The sequence below is a fragment of the Actinoallomurus vinaceus genome (assembly GCF_039542055.1).
GTDB lineage: Bacteria > Actinomycetota > Actinomycetes > Streptosporangiales > Streptosporangiaceae > Actinoallomurus > Actinoallomurus vinaceus.
Genome location: NZ_BAABHK010000006.1, coordinates 340,914 through 356,154 on the forward strand (window position 1 = coordinate 340,914; position 15,241 = coordinate 356,154).

Sequence of the window (15,241 nt, forward strand, 5' to 3'; positions counted from 1 at the left end):
AGAACGGCGGGAGCGTTAGGGCGGCGTTAGGAAACCCCGATTCACCGGACCTCGACCGGTTTGCTGGCAATCGTGAAGCAAGCCGTCTTGCAGTTGCCCAAACGCTTCCTCGTCGGCCGGCCGCTCCGGACCGGGCAGATGGGGGAGACGCTGCTGCCTAAGAAGCTGGCCCTCCCCGTCTTCTGCAGCGACCCCCTCTCGTCCGTCGCGTACGCGACCGAGGAGATCCTCCTCGCGCTGAGCCTCGGCGGCCTGGCGATGTTCTACCTGTCCTGGTGGGTGGGGGCGGGCGTCGTCTTCCTGCTTCTGGTGGTCACCGCCTCCTACCGGCAGACCTGTCACGCCTATCCGAACGGCGGCGGCGCGTACGCGGTCAGCCGGGCCAATCTGGGGGAGAACGCCTCCCTCGTCGCGGCGAGCGCGCTGCTGATCGACTACGTCCTGACGGTCGCGGTGTCGGTCGCCGCGGGCGTCGCGAACGTCGTCTCCGCCTTCCCTGCGCTCGGCCGGCACGCCGTCCTGATCTCGCTCGTGCTGATCGCGATCCTCGCCGTGATGAATCTGCGCGGGGTCAAGGAGTCCGGCATGGCGTTCGCGATCCCGACGTACGGCTTCGTGGCGAGCGTCTTCCTCATGCTGGCCGTCGGCCTCGTACGCATCCTGGCCGGGCACGCGCCGACCGCCGAGTCGGCCGGCTTCGGGGTGCACGCGACGCACAACACGGTCGGGGTGGCGGCCGTCCTGCTGGCCATGCGCGCCTTCGCCCAGGGGTGTACGGCGCTGACGGGCGTCGAGGCGGTCAGCAACGGCGTGCCGAACTTCAAGCCGCCCAAGAGCCGGAACGCGGCCACCACGTTGACGATCATGGGCCTGCTGGCGGTCACGATGTTCGCCGGCATCACGGTCCTCGCGCTCGTCACCCATGTGCACATCGCCGACAACCCGGCCCAGCTCCTCGGCGCGCCCGGAGGGTACGAGCAGAAGACGGTCATCGCCCAGCTCGGCGCGGCGGTGTTCGGGCACGGCTCGGTGTTCTTCTTCCTGGTGCAGACGTTCACCGCGGCGATCCTCGTGCTGGCCGCGAACACCGCGTTCAACGGCTTCCCGATCCTGGCCTCGATCCTGGGCGGCGACGGGTACCTGCCCCGCCAGTTCGCGCGGCGCGGCGACCGGCTGGTGTTCAGCAACGGCATCGTGATCCTGTCCCTGCTGGCCGGCGCGCTGATCTGGGCGTTCGACGCCAGTACCACGAGGCTCATCCAGCTCTACATCATCGGCGTGTTCGTCTCGTTCACCCTCAGCCAGAGCGGCATGGTCAAGCACTGGGGCGACGAGCTGCGCCGGCTCACCGACGCGGCGGCCCGGCGCTCCGTCCACCGGGCGCGGGCGATCAACCTCGTCGGCGCGGTCCTCACCGGGCTCGTCCTGGTGATCGTGCTGCTCACCAAGTTCATGCACGGGGCGTGGATCGTCGTGGTGACGATGCCGCTGGTGTTCCTGATGATGAAGGGGATCCAGCGGCACTACCGGCGGGTCGCCGCCGAGCTGGAGCCGGGCGAGAACGGAGTGCCGCTGCCCAGCCGCATCCACGCCGTCGTGCTCGTCTCGAGGGTGCACACTCCCACGCTCCGGGCGCTGGCCTTCGCCCGCGCGACGCGGCCCGACACGCTGACCGCGCTGAGCGTGGCCACGAGCCAGGAGGACGCCGAGAAGCTGGAGCGGGAGTGGAACGGGCGCGACATTCCGGTGCCGCTGACCATCCTCGACTCGCCCTACCGTGACATCACCGGCCCGGTGCTCGACTACGTGGCCCGGATCCGGCTCAAGAGCCCCCGCGACGTCGTCTGCGTCTTCATTCCCGAGTACGTCGTCGGCCGCTGGTGGGAGCACCTCCTGCACAACCAGAGCGCCTTCCGGCTCAAGGCGCGCCTGCTGTTCCGGCCGGGCGTGATGGTCACCAGCGTGCCGTGGCAGCTGGGATCGGCCGAGGCGGCCCTCGCGCGGCACCCCGACGACGCGGAATTCGCGGCTCGTAAGCGGGTTCGCCCCGGTGCAGCATGATTTAACCCTTACGTAGTGGTCTGCTCCGCCAGGCGATGGCATACGCTTGCGAATCATGGACGAAGTGCCGGCCGGTACGGCGCAGGAGAGCCCCCAGGGTGCTCGGGGTCTGCGCGGCTTTCTGCGCCGCCTGACGTCGAGCAAGGCGGAGCTCGAGGCGGAAGAGCTGCAGAAGACCACCGGCGAGGAGGGGGCCACCCCGATCAAGTCGTGTGCCGAGCGGCGACGTGCCTGCGTGGCGGGTACGCTACGTACCGTGACACTCCGACCGCGTGGCGGGGCCCCGTCCCTCGAGGCCGAGCTCTACGACGGCTCCGACGTGATCAGCCTGGTCTGGCTCGGAAGGCGCCGGATCGCCGGGATCGAGCCCGGCCGCCTCGTGCGCGCCGAGGGCCTGGTGAGCGTCCAGGACGGCCGAAAGGTGATGTTCAACCCGCGGTACGAACTGCGGGGAGGGTCATGACCGAGCGGCGCCGCCCGGAGGCCACGGACGGCGACGCCCGCGCCGCCGACACCGCGGCCCGGCCGGTCGAGGACGACACCGCCGACGCTGGGGTCCGGCCGGTCGAGGACGCCGCCGAGGCCGCGAGCCCGGCGGAGGACGCCGACGGCGCGAGCCCGGCCGAGGCCGGGCACGCCGCGTACGACACCGTCGAGGAGGCGGTGCGCAGGCAGCTGTCCAAGGCGCTCGGCGGCCCGCGCGGCGTGGTCGAGGCGGCGATCCCGACGATCGGCTTCACCGTCTCCTGGATCGTCGGTCACAAGCTCCAGCTGTCCCTGGGCATCGGGGCCGGCCTCGCCGTCGTGCTGCTGGTCGTCCGGCTCGTGCAGCGCTCGACCGTCCAGTTCGTCCTTAACAGCATCTTCGGCATCGCGATCGCGGCGTTCTTCGCCCTGCGTTCGGGGAAGGCGGCGGACGCCTTCCTGCCCGGCATCCTCTACAACGCCGGCTACGCCGCGGCGATGCTCCTGTCCATCGTCGTCCGCTGGCCCGTCGTCGGGTTCCTCATCGGGTCGGTCACCGGCGATCCGACCGCCTGGCACCGCGACCGCGAGATCGTCCGGCTCTGCTCCCGCCTCACCTGGCTGCTGCTGATCCCCTGCCTGGTGCGGGTCGCCGTGCAGTATCCGCTCTACCTCGCGGGGCACGTGGGCTGGCTCGGGGCGGCCAAGGTCGTGATGGGCTGGCCGCTGCAGGTCGCGGCGCTGGCCGCCATGGTCTGGCTGCTGGCCCGTGGCCGTACCCCGCTGGAGACGGCCACGGGAGCGTCGAAGTCCTGACGCGGCGCCGCGTCCGCCGGAGCCGTCCGGCGGGCGGTCGGCCCGCCCTCAGGGAGCGTCCAGCGGCGCACGCGGTCGGTGCGCCGCCAGAGCGTCCGGCGGCGCGCGTTAGTGCGCCGACAGCAGATCGCCGAGTTCGTCCTCGACGTCCTGGCTGGCGACGAACATCAGCTCGTCCCCGGCCTCCAGGGTGTCGTCCGGGCTCGGCACCAGAACCCGGCCCTCCCGCAGGATCGCCACCAGCGCGGTGTCGCGCGGCCAGGTCACCGAGCCGACCAGCTGACCGGCCAGTGGGGCGTCCTCGGGCAGGGTCAGCTCGACGAGGTTCGCCTCGCCCTGCCGGAAGGTCATCAGCCGCACCAGGTCACCGACGCTGACCGCCTCCTCGACCAGTGCGGACAGCAGGCGCGGCGTGGAGACCGCGACGTCGACGCCCCAGGACTCGTTGAAGAGCCATTCGTTCTTGGGGTGGTTGATCCGCGCGACGACGCGGGGCACGCCGTACTCGGTCTTGGCCAGCAGCGACACGACGAGGTTGACCTTGTCGTCGCCGCTCGCCGCGACGACGACGTGGCAGCGTTCCAGCCCGGCGTCGTCGAGCGAGGCGATCTCGCAGGCGTCCGCGAGCAGCCACTCGGCGCGCGGCACCGCCTCGACCTTGATCGACCGGGGGTTCTTGTCGATGAGCAGGACCTCGTGGCCGTTCTCCAGGAGCTCCTGGGCGATGGAGCGGCCCACGGCACCCGCTCCGGCGATCGCGACCCGCATTACTCCACCCTCTGCTCGGGCCGCTGGGACACGGCGTCGTTGATCCGTTCGATGTCGCCGGAGGCCGCCATCACGTGGACGACGTCGCCGTCCTGGATGACGGTGTCACCCGTGGGCACCAGCGCCTCGCCCATGCGGGACAGGTACGCGACGCGGGTCTTCGCGGTCTCCTCCAGCGCCGAGACCTTGGCGCCGATCCACTTGGGGTCCGTCTGCACCTCGGCGAGCACGACCTCGCCGGTCGGGTCGCGCCACAGCGACGACACGCCCTCGGGCAGCAGCCGCCGGATCATCTGGTCGGCGGTCCAGCGCACGGTCGCCACGGTCGGGATGCCGAGCCGCTGGTAGACCTCCGCGCGCCGGGGGTCGTAGATGCGCGCGACGACGTTCTCCACACCGAAGGTCTCGCGGGCGACCCGGGCCGAGATGATGTTGGAGTTGTCGCCGCTGCTGACGGCGACGAAAGCGGAGGCCTGCTCGATCCCGGCCTCGACGAGCACGTCGCGGTCGAACCCGAACCCGGTGATCCGGCGCCCCTTGAAGCCACCGCGCAGGCGGCGGAAGGCCTCGGGGCTCTGATCGATGATGGCCACGGTATGGCCTTTGTCCTCCAGGATGTGGGCGAGGGTCGAACCCACTCGCCCGCAGCCCATGATCACGATATGCACGGTCGTCCTTCCCAGCGCCGGTGCCGTCCGCTTGGCTCCGCTTGACCTGATGAAACCTACACAGGCCAGGGTCTCCAGAGCACTTCCTGACCCGTCTTAAGGGCGGCACTTGCATTCATCCCCCGGGCGAGGTGGATCTCACGGTTCCGAGAGCGACTAGCCTTACCTGTCGTGTCGAAGGCTCCCGACCTCGTCAAGAGGCTCCTGCTCGGCCGGGCGCTCCGCAGCGCCCAGCAACACGAGCAGACACTCCCTAAGACGATCGCCCTCCCGGTGTTCGCCAGTGACGCGCTGTCGTCCGTGGCGTACGCACCGCAGGAGATCCTGATCGCCCTCGGCCTCGCGGGGCTCGCGACGTACCACTTCACGCCCTGGGTGGCGGGGGCGGTCGTCGTCATTCTGCTCACCGTCGTGGCCTCCTACCGGCAGAACGTCCGGGCCTACACCAGCGGGGGCGGTGACTTCGAGGTCGCCACCACCAACCTCGGCAGCAACTCCGGCATCGTGGTGGCCAGCGCGCTGCTGGTGGACTACGTGCTGACCGTCGCGGTGTCCGTCTCCTCCGGGATCGAGAACCTCGGCGCGCTGCTGCACTTCCTGCAGCCCCACCAGGTCCTCGCGGCGATCGTGGTCGTCGCCATCTTGACGATCATGAACCTGCGGGGCATCCGGGAGTCCGGCGTCGCCTTCGCCATCCCGACGTACCTGTTCATGTTCGGCGTCTTCGTCATGCTGCTCTGGGGCTTCACGCGGCTGGCGTTCGGCGCGCACCTGGAGGCCGAGACCGCCCACCTGACGGTCAAGGGGCCCGAGGTCGGCGTCGGCGGCTTCGCGCTCGTCTTCCTGCTGCTGCGCGCGTTCTCCTCCGGCTGTGCCGCGCTGACCGGCGTCGAGGCGATCAGCAACGGCGTGCCGGCCTTCCGGCCGCCCAAGGGGAAGAACGCCGCGACCACCCTGCTGCTGCTCGGCTCCGTCGCCGCCTCGATGTTCGGCGGCATCGTCGCGCTCGCCTACATCACCAAGGCCAAGTTCGCCGATCCCGGCGTGGACACCCACCTGGTCAACGCCGCGGGCAAGGACGTCTCCGACCAGGATCCGGTGATCGCCCAGGTCGCCCACACCGTGTTCAGCAACTTCACGCCCGGGTTCGCCTACGTCACCGTGATGACCGCCCTCATCCTGGTGCTCGCGGCCAACACCGCGTTCAACGGCTTCCCGGTGCTCGGGTCGGTGCTCGCCCAGAACCGCTACCTGCCCCGCCAGCTGCACACCCGCGGCGACCGGCTCGCCTTCAGCAACGGCATCATCATCCTCGGCGCGATGGCGGGCCTGCTGATCTACGCGTACGACGCCTCGGTGACGTCGCTGATCCAGCTCTACATCGTCGGCGTGTTCGTGTCCTTCACGATCAGCCAGACCGGCATGGTGCGCCACTGGAACCGCCTGCTGCGCACCGAGACCGACCCCGCCGCGCGCCGCCGGATGAAGACCTCCCGCGCCATCAACACCTTCGGCGGGTGCGTCACCGGCGTCGTGCTCGTCGTCGTGCTCGTCACCAAGTTCCTGCTCGGCGCGTGGATCGCCTGCGTCGCTATGGGCGTCCTGTTCGTCATGATGCGGGGCATCCGGCGGCACTACGACCGGGTCGCCGCCGAACTCGAGGCCACCGGCGAGGACGTCGCCCTGCCCTCCCGCAACCACGCCATCGTCCTGGTGTCCAAGATCCACCGTCCGACGCTGCGGGCGCTGGCGTACGCGCGGGCCACCCGGCCCACGACCCTCGAGGCGATCACCGTCGCGGTCGACCCCGAGGAGTCGCAGAAGCTCCAGGAGGAGTGGCTCGCGCGGGAGCTGCCGGTGCCGCTGAAGATCCTCGACTCGCCCTACCGCGAGATCACCCGGCCCATCCTGGAGTACGTCAAGAGCGTCCGCCGGCGCAGCCCGCGCGACGTCGTGACCGTCTTCCTGCCGGAGTACGTCGTCGGCCGCTGGTGGGAGCACCTCCTGCACAACCAGAGCGCGCTGCGGCTCAAGACGCGCCTGCTGTTCCAGCCCGGCGTGATGGTGACGAGCGTGCCGTGGCAGCTCGTCTCGTCCGACCGCCTCAAGGGCCGGCAGGAGCCGCCGGCCCCCGGTTCCGTGCGCCGCTCGTACGGTCCAGAGCAAGAAGTCGAATCGGAGGGGACCCGTGCCGCCGGTGGAATCGTCTGAGCTGATCGAACTCCAGATCGGAGCGGTCGCCAACGGCGGCTGGTGCGTGGCCCGGCACGAAGGGCGCGTCGTGTTCGTCCGGCACACCCTGCCGGGCGAGCGTGTCCTGGCCCGCGTGACCCAGGAGACCAAGAACTTCCTGCGCGCCGACGCCGTGGAGATCCTCGAGGCGTCGCCCGACCGGGTGCAGGCGCCCTGCCCGTTCGCCGGCCCCGGCCGCTGCGGGGGCTGCGACTGGCAGCACGCCTCCCTGCCCGCCCAGCGCCTGCTCAAGGCCGAGGTCGTCAAGGAGCAGCTCCGCCGGCTGGCCGGCGTCGAGCGCGACGTCATCGTCGAGGAGGTGCCCGGCGCTCCCGACGGGCTCGGCTGGCGCACGCGCGTGCAGTTCGCGGTCCGCCGCGACGGCGTCGTCGGCCTGCGCAAGCACCGCTCGCACCAGGTCGAGCCGATCGACGAGTGCCTGATCGCGCACCCGCAGGTCGAGGCGCTCGGCATCGAACGCAAGCGCTGGCCCGGCGCGACCGGCGTCGAGGCCGTCGCCTCCGCCGGCACCGGCGACCGCCTCGCCGTCCTGTCCTCCAAGGGCCGGGTCCGCGTTCCCCGCATGGACGCGCCCGTACGCCTCGTCGGCGGCAAGCCGGACCGGCGCGACCGGCAGGACCGGTCGGCCCGGCCGGAGCGGCCGCCCTTCGTCCGCGAGGACGTCGCCGGACGGCTGTGGCAGGTCAGCGGCAGCGGATTCTGGCAGGTCCACCCCGGCGCCGCCGCGACCCTCGCCGAGGCGGTCGTCGACGCTCTGGAGCCCCGGAAGACCGACATCGCCGTCGACCTGTACTGCGGCGCGGGCCTGTTCGCGGGCGTGCTCGGAGAGGCCATCGGCCCGAGCGGCCTCGTGGTCGGGATCGAGTCGGACGCCCAGGCCGTGCGCGACGCCCGGTTCAACCTCCGCGACCTCCCGCACGTCTCCGTGGAGCGCGGCGACGTCGAGAGCGTCCTGCAGGAGATCCGGTTCGGCCGCGGCGAATCCACCCTGAACCGCGCCGACCTCGTCGTCCTCGACCCGCCGCGTACCGGCGCCGGCCGCGACGTCGTCAAGCGCGTCGCCGAACTCGCCGGCCGCCGGATCGCCTACGTCTCGTGCGACCCCGCCACGCTGGCCCGTGACCTGGCCTTCTTCTCCGAACACGGCTGGACGCTGTCCGGACTGCGCGCCTTCGACGCCTTCCCCATGACGCACCACGTGGAGTGCGTCGCGACGCTGGTCAGGGGCTGATCCGGCCGGCGTTCGCGCCGCCCGGCGGCTCAGGACGCCACGACCCCGGCGTGTCGTGGACGTCCGGGGCCGTGGCCACAGTCGGCCACCCCGACCTGACCACCGGGCGCCCCTGCGGGGCGTCCGCCAGGGCGGCGGAGGGCGACAATGCCGACCATGGAGCGTATCCGGCTGGAAGACGGCGTCATCGTCCATGGATGCCTGATCTTCCAAGGCCAGGACGGGTCATGGTGGGCGACCCGCAACCGATCGATCCTGTGCTCAGGCGATCGCGACCGGCTGCTCCTGCAGGTGGCGGCCGCGACCGGCCGGCCGCCGGACCTCGACGACCTGCGCGGTCGGCTCGAACGCTCCCTCGAGAGCGCGCGCCGCATGCGCGCGGAGGACGAGGTGCTGAACGCCCGCCGGGAGATGATGGCGCCATGACGCTGAGCGCCGCTGACGGCAACGCGATCCTGAAGGACAGCTTCGCCCCGTGGGTGCAGGACCTCGGCCTGGTCGTCGAGGAGGTCGGCGACCGGGAGGCGGTGCTGCGCCTGCCCTGGTCGCCGCGGCTCGCCCGGGAGGGCGGCGCGCTGTCCGGCCAGGCGCTGATGGCCGCGGCCGACACGGCGACCGTGATCGCGGTGTCGGCGGCGCGCGGAGCGTACGTGCCCATGACCACGGTGCAGCAGTCCAGCACCTTCCAGCGCCCCGTCGTGGACACGGACGTGCTCGTCACGGCGCGGATCACCAAGATCGGTCGCACGCTGGCCTTCGCGGACATCGAGATGACCGTGGACGGAGCCGTCGCCGCCCGCGCGAGCACCGTGTACGCCCTCCTCGGCTGATGACCTCTCGGCGCGTCGACCGCCGAGGATCATGAAATTCTCCGCCTGATTTCGCCGATCATTACCGAGTTATCGCCGTTCGGGAGGGCGGCGAGCTCGGAGAAAGGCCGGTGCGAGCGCTCAGGTTGGAGGAAGCTGGCAGAGGGAGGCCTGGCCGGTCACCGTCCGTCTCGGACCGGTGGCGGCCGGGGGACGGGTGGTGCCGAAGGGGGGAACCGGTGAACGACGAGACCGTCGGCGACGGGGCGTTCCAGGGCATCGTGATGCCCTGCCAGATGTGCCTCGGCAGCGGCGAGCTGGTCACCCTGCAGAAGGACCCCGCCCTGCTTCGGAGGGGTGACTGCCCGCAGTGCGACGGGACCGGGCACATCCGCATCCGCTGCACCCGCGACGAGGTCGACGAGGTCATCCGCAGCCTGCCGCCCAGCCGCCTGCTGGTCGCCGTCCGGCAGGCCCTCACCGGCGTCGGCCTGTGCCCCGTGTGCTTCGGATGCGGGGCCCTGGCGTCGGTCGAGTGGAGCGAGGACCAGATACCCGTGCGCTACCTCGAGGCCGCCTGCCCGGCCTGCGAGGACCGCATGGGGCTCTGAGCCGGCACGCGGGCGTCCGCCCGATGCGGGGCTGTGAGCCGGTACGCGACGTCAGCCCGATGCGGGGCTGTGAGCCGGTACGCGACGTCAGCCCGATGCGGGACCGCACCGGGCTGTGAGCGGGTACGGGGCGTCCGCCCGATGCGGGACCGCGCCGGGCCGGCCGTCGTCGCGTCGGGCGGGCCGCCGGTGTCTCCGGGGGCGACCGTCGGCTCGGCGCCCCTTGTCACGGCGTGGCGGGTGGGTTCTGTGCCGTCGTCGCCGGGGGCGTCAGGTCCGGGCGATGCGTGTGCGGGGCGAGATAGCCGGCGACGGCGGACAGCAGCGTGGTCGCCGCCGCCGCGACCTCCGGGGGGACGTCGATGTGGGCGAGGTGCAGGATCCAGATGGCGATCGTCACGACGGCGCCGGCGATCGCGGCCGCGGTCACCTTCTTCTCAAGCACGGTCGGCTCCTTCACGTGGGGGGCTGATCAAACTATCGCCGTGTGTCCCGGCCGTTCAGGATCTCTGTACGATCGCCCAGGTTTTTACCATCACACTTTGTGACGACACGCCGACACGCTGCTAGGAGGCCTCCCGGGGGTCGGTTACAACGGGTCGTTGTCAAACCATCCGAGCACGTCACGGGGGACAACGATGATCGACTTCTCTGGCCGCGCCACGCGTGCCGGAACCCGGGGCATCGCGGCGGCGGCGGTCGTTTCGTGCCTCACGATCACGCCACAGCTCGCGTCTCACGAATCCGCGCACGCCGATGGGCCGGGGGACTCGGCGTCACGCACGCACGACCACCGGCCGGCGGGCCGAGAGCACGACGTCCGGTCAGGCGGGCGGGAGGACGGCGCGCGGGAGCACGCCGTGCGCCCCGGCGGACGAGAGAACGACGGCCGGCCCGGCGCGGGCGAGCAGGCCGGCGACCCGGCGGGGACGGAACGGGATCACGGGCCCTCGGGCCGGGAACAGCAGCACCGGACCGCGGGCGCGAAGCGCGACCGCAAGGGGCGGCGCCTCCCGCCGCGCACGCGGATCATCCTCGACGCGCGGGCTCCGCAGGGACCCGTCGTGCCCGGCCGGACCTACAACTGGCCGTACTCCGTCACCAACGCCGGATCCGCGCCGGCGAAGAACGTCACGCTCACCACGAGGCCGAACCGCGACCTCAAGGTGGTCGCCACGCCGCAGAAGTGCCACTGGCGAGGCGGTAAGGACCTCGTCTGCGACATCGGGATCGTCTCCGGCGGGCAGACGAAGCACGGCTCGCTGACGGCGAAGGTCGACCCGAACACGCCGACCGGGCGGCCACTGTCCAGCCCGGCCAAGGTCTCGTGGCAGGGGCGGCCGGGGTCCACGGCGCGGGAGGCGGTGTTTCCGCCCGTGAAGGCGTCGCGGCCCACCGATCTGGCGGTCACCGACAGCGTTCTTCCGGAGGTCGTACGGCCCGGGGGCGAGGTGCCGTACGAGATCTCCGTGACCAATGAAGGCCCGGAGACCGCCGAGGCCGTTGTGGTCCGCAGTTCCGTGGTGGACGACCTGGTCGGCGCGCCCTGCGGTTCCCCGTTCGGTCCGGTGCAGACGCTCGCGGGGAAGATCGCGCCGCTCAAGCCCGCCATCCCGGTGTGCGGGGGCACGCAGGACAATTCGCGGCCGACCGCGGGGAACCCGCCGTGCGCGGCCCACGCGGCGCAGGTCCCGCCTCCCTGCGCCGCGCCGAACTCCGCGGCCGGGCAGGCCTGTGGTGCGTGTGCGGGCGTGCAGCCTCCGGTGACGCAGCAGGCCTGCGGCGCGTGCGCGGGCGTGCGGCCTCCGGTGACGCAGCAGTCCTGTGGCGCTTGCGCGTCGCAGCGCGGAGACACCACATCGGCGTGCGGTGCCGCCGTCCAGGCCGCGCCGTGCGGGTCGCCGTCGGCGCGGGTCGCGGCCACGCCCGGCAAGGCGGACGCGGTCGGGGCCGAGTCCGGGATCCACCGCAGCGGTCCGGCCGAGACGCCGGCCGGCCCCGGGATCAAGGCCGAGTCATCGGCCGGGACCGCCGGCAGGGCGGAGGTTCCGACCGTGCCCGGCGGCAGGGCGGAGGTTCCGGCCGGGTCTGGCAGCAAGGAGGCCACGGGCGGCGACACGCCCATCGTCATCGGCAAGGGCCGGCACCACTGCGTCACCCAGGGCTCCGGCTTCATCTGCCCGCTCGGTTCGATCCCGCCGGGGAAGACCCGCACGCTCCGGCTGGCCGTCCGCGGCCGGCCGCACACCCACCCCGGCAGGCTCCGCTGCGTCAGCACGGTGGGCTCCGGAACGCCCGACGAGAACCCGGGGAACAACAGCGTGGCGTGCCACACGCGCAACGCCCGGCCGATCCCCGCGCGGCAGGTCCCGAGTGCCGGCCGGCTACCGCACGCCGGCCGTCTGCCGCACACCGGCTTCCCCTACGGGACGGTCGCGTTGGGCGGTCTCGGGCTGGCGGGCGCGGGGCTGCTCCTCCTTCGGATCGGTCGCCGGCGGAGCGAAGAAGGTCAGATCCGGTAGTGCGCGGGGCGGCGGTGGAGTAGCAGGATGGAAGGCATGCTTCTGCGGATCTTCACAGAGCCCCAGGAAGGGGCGAGCTACGACACCCTGCTCCGCGTCGCCAAGGCCACGGAGGAGTACGGCTTCGACGCGTTCTTCCGATCGGACCACTACGTGAAGATAATGGGCGACAGCGGCCTGCCGGGCCCGTCGGACGCCTGGATCACCCTGGCCGGGCTGGCCCGGGAGACCCGGCGGATCCGTCTCGGCACGCTCGTGACCGCCGGGACCTTCCGCCTGCCTGGTCCGCTGGCCATCTCTGTCGCGAACGTCGACCAGATGAGCGGAGGACGCGTCGAACTCGGCCTGGGGACGGGATGGTACGAGGAGGAGCACACCGCGTACGGCATCCCGTTCCCCAGCCTGGCCGAGCGGTTCGACCGGCTGGAGGAACAGCTGCGGATCGTGACGGGGCTGTGGGAGACCCCCACGGGCAAGACCTTCTCGTTCGAGGGGAGGCACTACCGGCTGGTGGATTCGCCCGCGCTGCCGAAGCCGGCGCAGCAGCCCCGCCCGCCGGTGATCATCGGTGGGGCCGGCGCCAAGCGCACGCCGCAGCTTGCCGCGCACTACGCCGACGAGTACAATGTGCCGTTCCACCAGTTGGAGGAGACCGGCTCGGCGTTCGAGCGCGTCCGCGCGGCGTGTGAGCAGGGCGGCCGGTCCTGCCAGTCGATGATCTTTTCGGCCGCGCAGGTCGTGTGCTGCGGGCGGGACGAGGCGGAGCTCGCGCGCCGGGCCGGCGCGATCGGCCGGGACGTCGACGATCTGCGGCAGCACGCCCTGGCCGGCACGCCCGCCGAGCTGGTCGACACGATCGGGAGGTTCCGGGAGATCGGCGCCGAGCGGATGTACCTCCAGGTGCTGGACCTCGACGACCTGGACCACCTCGAGCTCATCGCGAACGAGGTCCTTCCGCAGGTCTGACCGCCCTGCCGCGTCGGTCGTCCGGGATCCGTGGATTCCGGACGACCGATCCTGCGGCAGAATCCCGGCATGCCCTCCGTCCAGCCGCTGAACTCCCAGGACCCCACCGCCGTCGGCGGCCACCGGCTGATCGGCCGCCTGGGCGCCGGAGGCCAGGGAGTGGTGTACCTCGGCGAGTCGCCGTCGGGCGAGCGGGTGGCGGTCAAGCTCCTGCGGTTCGGCGGCGACGCGCGCGAGCGGCGCTACTTCGCCAAGGAACTGGCCGCCGCGCGGAAGGTCGACCCGTTCTGCACGGCGCGGATCCTCGCCGCCGACGTCGAGGGCGATCTGCCGTACATCGTCAGCGAGTTCATCGACGGGCCCCCGCTGCGCCAGGTCGTCCGCGAGGACGGGCCGCTGCACGGCTCGGCGCTGCACCGCCTCGCGATCGGCACGGCGACCGCCCTTGTCGCCATCCACCAGGCGGACGTCGTCCACCGGGATCTCAAGCCCGCCAACGTCCTGCTGGGCCCCGACGGGCCCCGGGTGATCGACTTCGGGGTGGCGCACGTCGTCGACGCCACCCTCAGCGGCCACGTCACCGGCACACCCGCATTCATGGCGCCCGAACAGCTGCGGAACGAGCCGCCGGGACGGGCGGCGGACATGTTCGCGTGGGGCGGGACGATCGTGTACGCCGCGACGGGCCGGGCGCCGTTCGGGGAGGACCACCTCGGTGCGGTGGTCAGCCGGATCCAGCACGCCGAGCCGGACCTCGGCGACCTCGACGGGCCCCTACGGGAGATCGCGGCGGCCTGCCTGGACAAGGACCCCACCCGGCGGCCGTCGGCGCGGCAGGCCCTGTCCTGGCTGCTCGGCGAGGAGGACCGCCGATCGCCCGGCGAGGATGGCCTGCGGTCGTCCGGCGGGGAGGGCCTGCGGCCGGGCGACGAGGAGGGCCTATGGTCGGCCGGCGGGGAGGACCGGCGATCGGTCGGCGGGGAAGGCGTACGGTCTGCCGGCGGGGAGAATCGGTGGTCGGTCGGCGGGAAGCGTACGGCGGCGGACGAGTCCCTCTCCGGGGACCCGGGCCTCCGCGCGGAGAAGGCGGGCCCCGGCGCCACGATCTCCGTTACAGAGCCGGGCTCTGCTTCGGCCGACGGGTCCCGGCGAGAGGATGACGGGTGGTCGACCGTCTCGGGGACGCCGCTGCGAATCCGGCGGCCGGCGCGGACGCTGCTCGCCGCCGGTGGCGCCGTGGCCTGCGTGGCCGCTCTCGCGGTCGCCGCCACGACGCTTCTCCCGGGGAGGTCCCGTCCCGGCCACGCCCGGACCTCGCCCTCACCGACGCACGCGGCGAACCTCACGTGGTTCGACACGCTCGGCCTGCCGCTGCCGACCGGCTGGACCGTCGCCGACACCGGGACCGGACGGCACGTGCTGACCGAACCGTGCACGAAGCCGAAAGAGGAATTCTTCGAGGCGTCGTGCACCGGGTTCTGGGTCATGGGCGCGAAGCAGATCACCCTCGGATCGGAGGGCTTCGGCAGTTACCAGGCGGGACACCGGATGTACTATCCGTCCTCGGGCGCCGAGTCGTGCCCGGGCCGACCGAGCACCTTCATCGTCACGCCACAGAAGCCGACCTTCACCGAGCAGCGTCAGATCGGCGGGCGCCCGGCGACCTACAGCGAGTACGTCGTCGACTGCGTCGACCAGTCAGACCCTCACAAGACGGCCGACGGGTACTCCGAGCGCGAATGGTACGTCCCCGACCGGCAGGTCCTCATCATCGACGTCAGCTCCGACCCGAACGTTCCAGATGTCCTCGCCAAGGCGTCCTGGCGCTGAGCGAAAGGCGAGGCTTTCAACCCTGATCGAATGGTCAGGAAACAGGTTCCAGCGGCTCCCGGACTCCGCTCCAGCGCTGCGAAGGCCCAGCACCTCGACTTCCTGGACTACGACGCCCCCTTCACGGTGTCGGCTCCGGCAGACGTCGTCGACGCCGAGCATCCAGCCGCCGCTTAACGCCGAGAAGGCGAGATTCTTCGCCCGGCCCCGGAAAGGCCTCGAGAAAATCGGTGGGGGACAT

Annotated in this window: 15 protein-coding genes; 12 read left to right on the forward strand and 3 right to left on the reverse strand. The window is 71.8% G+C overall.

Annotated elements, in window-relative coordinates; genetic code table 11:
* The first annotated feature begins 72 nt into the window (after positions 1-72).
* From ABEA24_RS23260 to ABEA24_RS23270, 3 genes are read left to right on the forward strand one after another with little or no spacing between them, the layout of a single operon-like run.
* Positions 73-2,061 carry an APC family permease gene (locus tag ABEA24_RS23260; RefSeq protein WP_345433102.1) on the forward strand — a complete coding sequence of 663 codons (1,989 nt, stop codon included), beginning with the start codon at positions 73-75 and terminating at the stop codon, positions 2,059-2,061.
* 55 nt (positions 2,062-2,116) lie between these two features.
* The gene (locus ABEA24_RS23265; RefSeq protein WP_345433103.1) at positions 2,117-2,524 is read left to right on the forward strand and encodes an OB-fold nucleic acid binding domain-containing protein; all 408 of its coding nucleotides are present in this window, start codon (positions 2,117-2,119) and stop codon (positions 2,522-2,524) included.
* Positions 2,521-3,342: a DUF3159 domain-containing protein gene (locus ABEA24_RS23270; RefSeq protein WP_345433104.1), complete on the forward strand. Its 822-nt coding sequence runs from the start codon at positions 2,521-2,523 to the stop codon at positions 3,340-3,342. The genes ABEA24_RS23265 and ABEA24_RS23270 overlap by 4 nt, the downstream gene beginning before the upstream one ends.
* 108 nt (positions 3,343-3,450) lie before the next feature.
* On the opposite strand, the gene ABEA24_RS23275 is transcribed toward ABEA24_RS23270, so the two are convergent.
* Positions 3,451-4,110: a potassium channel family protein gene (locus ABEA24_RS23275; protein WP_252778446.1), complete on the reverse strand. Its 660-nt coding sequence runs from the start codon at positions 4,108-4,110 to the stop codon at positions 3,451-3,453.
* On the reverse strand, positions 4,110-4,778 hold the full coding sequence (locus ABEA24_RS23280; RefSeq protein WP_345433105.1) for a potassium channel family protein: 669 nt from the start codon (positions 4,776-4,778) through the stop codon (positions 4,110-4,112). The genes ABEA24_RS23275 and ABEA24_RS23280 overlap by 1 nt, the downstream gene beginning before the upstream one ends.
* Before the next feature lie 171 nt (positions 4,779-4,949).
* Here ABEA24_RS23280 and ABEA24_RS23285 point away from each other — a divergent pair, with 171 nt between their 5' ends.
* From ABEA24_RS23285 to ABEA24_RS23305, 5 genes are all read left to right on the forward strand, one after another.
* Entirely contained in the window at positions 4,950-6,989 is a 2,040-nt protein-coding gene (locus tag ABEA24_RS23285; protein ID WP_345433106.1) for an APC family permease, read from the forward strand.
* Positions 6,976-8,262, forward strand: coding sequence for a class I SAM-dependent RNA methyltransferase (locus ABEA24_RS23290; RefSeq protein WP_345433107.1), 1,287 nt, complete (start codon positions 6,976-6,978; stop codon positions 8,260-8,262). The genes ABEA24_RS23285 and ABEA24_RS23290 overlap by 14 nt, the downstream gene beginning before the upstream one ends.
* A 156-nt stretch (positions 8,263-8,418) precedes the next feature.
* Positions 8,419-8,688 (forward strand): hypothetical protein, encoded by a 270-nt coding sequence (locus ABEA24_RS23295; protein WP_345433108.1) that lies wholly within the window; start codon positions 8,419-8,421, stop codon positions 8,686-8,688.
* Entirely contained in the window at positions 8,685-9,092 is a 408-nt protein-coding gene (locus ABEA24_RS23300) for a PaaI family thioesterase (RefSeq protein ID WP_345433109.1), read from the forward strand. Before ABEA24_RS23295 ends, ABEA24_RS23300 begins: the two co-directional genes overlap by 4 nt.
* Before the next feature lie 218 nt (positions 9,093-9,310).
* Positions 9,311-9,682 (forward strand): hypothetical protein, encoded by a 372-nt coding sequence (locus ABEA24_RS23305; protein WP_345433110.1) that lies wholly within the window; start codon positions 9,311-9,313, stop codon positions 9,680-9,682.
* A 226-nt stretch (positions 9,683-9,908) separates the two neighbouring features.
* Here ABEA24_RS23305 and ABEA24_RS23310 read toward each other — a convergent pair whose 3' ends face one another.
* Complete coding sequence (locus ABEA24_RS23310; protein WP_345433111.1) at positions 9,909-10,127, reverse strand: hypothetical protein; 219 nt, start codon at positions 10,125-10,127, stop codon at positions 9,909-9,911.
* Positions 10,128-10,320: 193 nt separating this feature from the next.
* On the opposite strand from ABEA24_RS23310, the gene ABEA24_RS23315 reads away from it, so the two are divergent.
* From ABEA24_RS23315 to ABEA24_RS23330, 4 genes are all read left to right on the forward strand, one after another.
* Positions 10,321-12,204 carry a hypothetical protein gene (locus ABEA24_RS23315; protein WP_345433112.1) on the forward strand — a complete coding sequence of 628 codons (1,884 nt, stop codon included), beginning with the start codon at positions 10,321-10,323 and terminating at the stop codon, positions 12,202-12,204.
* 36 nt (positions 12,205-12,240) lie between these two features.
* Complete coding sequence (locus ABEA24_RS23320) at positions 12,241-13,170, forward strand: LLM class F420-dependent oxidoreductase (protein ID WP_345433333.1); 930 nt, start codon at positions 12,241-12,243, stop codon at positions 13,168-13,170.
* Positions 13,171-13,239: 69 nt separating this feature from the next.
* Positions 13,240-15,000, forward strand: coding sequence for a serine/threonine protein kinase (locus ABEA24_RS23325; protein WP_345433113.1), 1,761 nt, complete (start codon positions 13,240-13,242; stop codon positions 14,998-15,000).
* Positions 15,001-15,030: 30 nt separating this feature from the next.
* On the forward strand, positions 15,031-15,177 hold the full coding sequence (locus ABEA24_RS23330) for a hypothetical protein (RefSeq protein WP_345433114.1): 147 nt from the start codon (positions 15,031-15,033) through the stop codon (positions 15,175-15,177).
* The last annotated feature ends 64 nt before the right edge of the window (positions 15,178-15,241 follow it).

What these genes read in the sequence shown, in the direction of transcription:
- ABEA24_RS23265 (WP_345433103.1), top strand. Translation starts at nt 2,117, where the DNA reads ATGGACGAAGTGCCGGCCGGTACGGCGCAGGAGAGCCCCCAGGGTGCT.
- ABEA24_RS23325 (WP_345433113.1), top strand. Translation starts at nt 13,240, where the DNA reads ATGCCCTCCGTCCAGCCGCTGAACTCCCAGGACCCCACCGCCGTCGGC.
- ABEA24_RS23330 (WP_345433114.1), top strand. Translation starts at nt 15,031, where the DNA reads ATGGTCAGGAAACAGGTTCCAGCGGCTCCCGGACTCCGCTCCAGCGCT.
- ABEA24_RS23295 (WP_345433108.1), top strand. Translation starts at nt 8,419, where the DNA reads ATGGAGCGTATCCGGCTGGAAGACGGCGTCATCGTCCATGGATGCCTG.
- ABEA24_RS23320 (WP_345433333.1), top strand. Translation starts at nt 12,241, where the DNA reads ATGCTTCTGCGGATCTTCACAGAGCCCCAGGAAGGGGCGAGCTACGAC.
- ABEA24_RS23275 (WP_252778446.1), bottom strand. Translation starts at nt 4,110, where the DNA reads ATGCGGGTCGCGATCGCCGGAGCGGGTGCCGTGGGCCGCTCCATCGCC.
- ABEA24_RS23315 (WP_345433112.1), top strand. Translation starts at nt 10,321, where the DNA reads ATGATCGACTTCTCTGGCCGCGCCACGCGTGCCGGAACCCGGGGCATC.
- ABEA24_RS23270 (WP_345433104.1), top strand. Translation starts at nt 2,521, where the DNA reads ATGACCGAGCGGCGCCGCCCGGAGGCCACGGACGGCGACGCCCGCGCC.
- ABEA24_RS23300 (WP_345433109.1), top strand. Translation starts at nt 8,685, where the DNA reads ATGACGCTGAGCGCCGCTGACGGCAACGCGATCCTGAAGGACAGCTTC.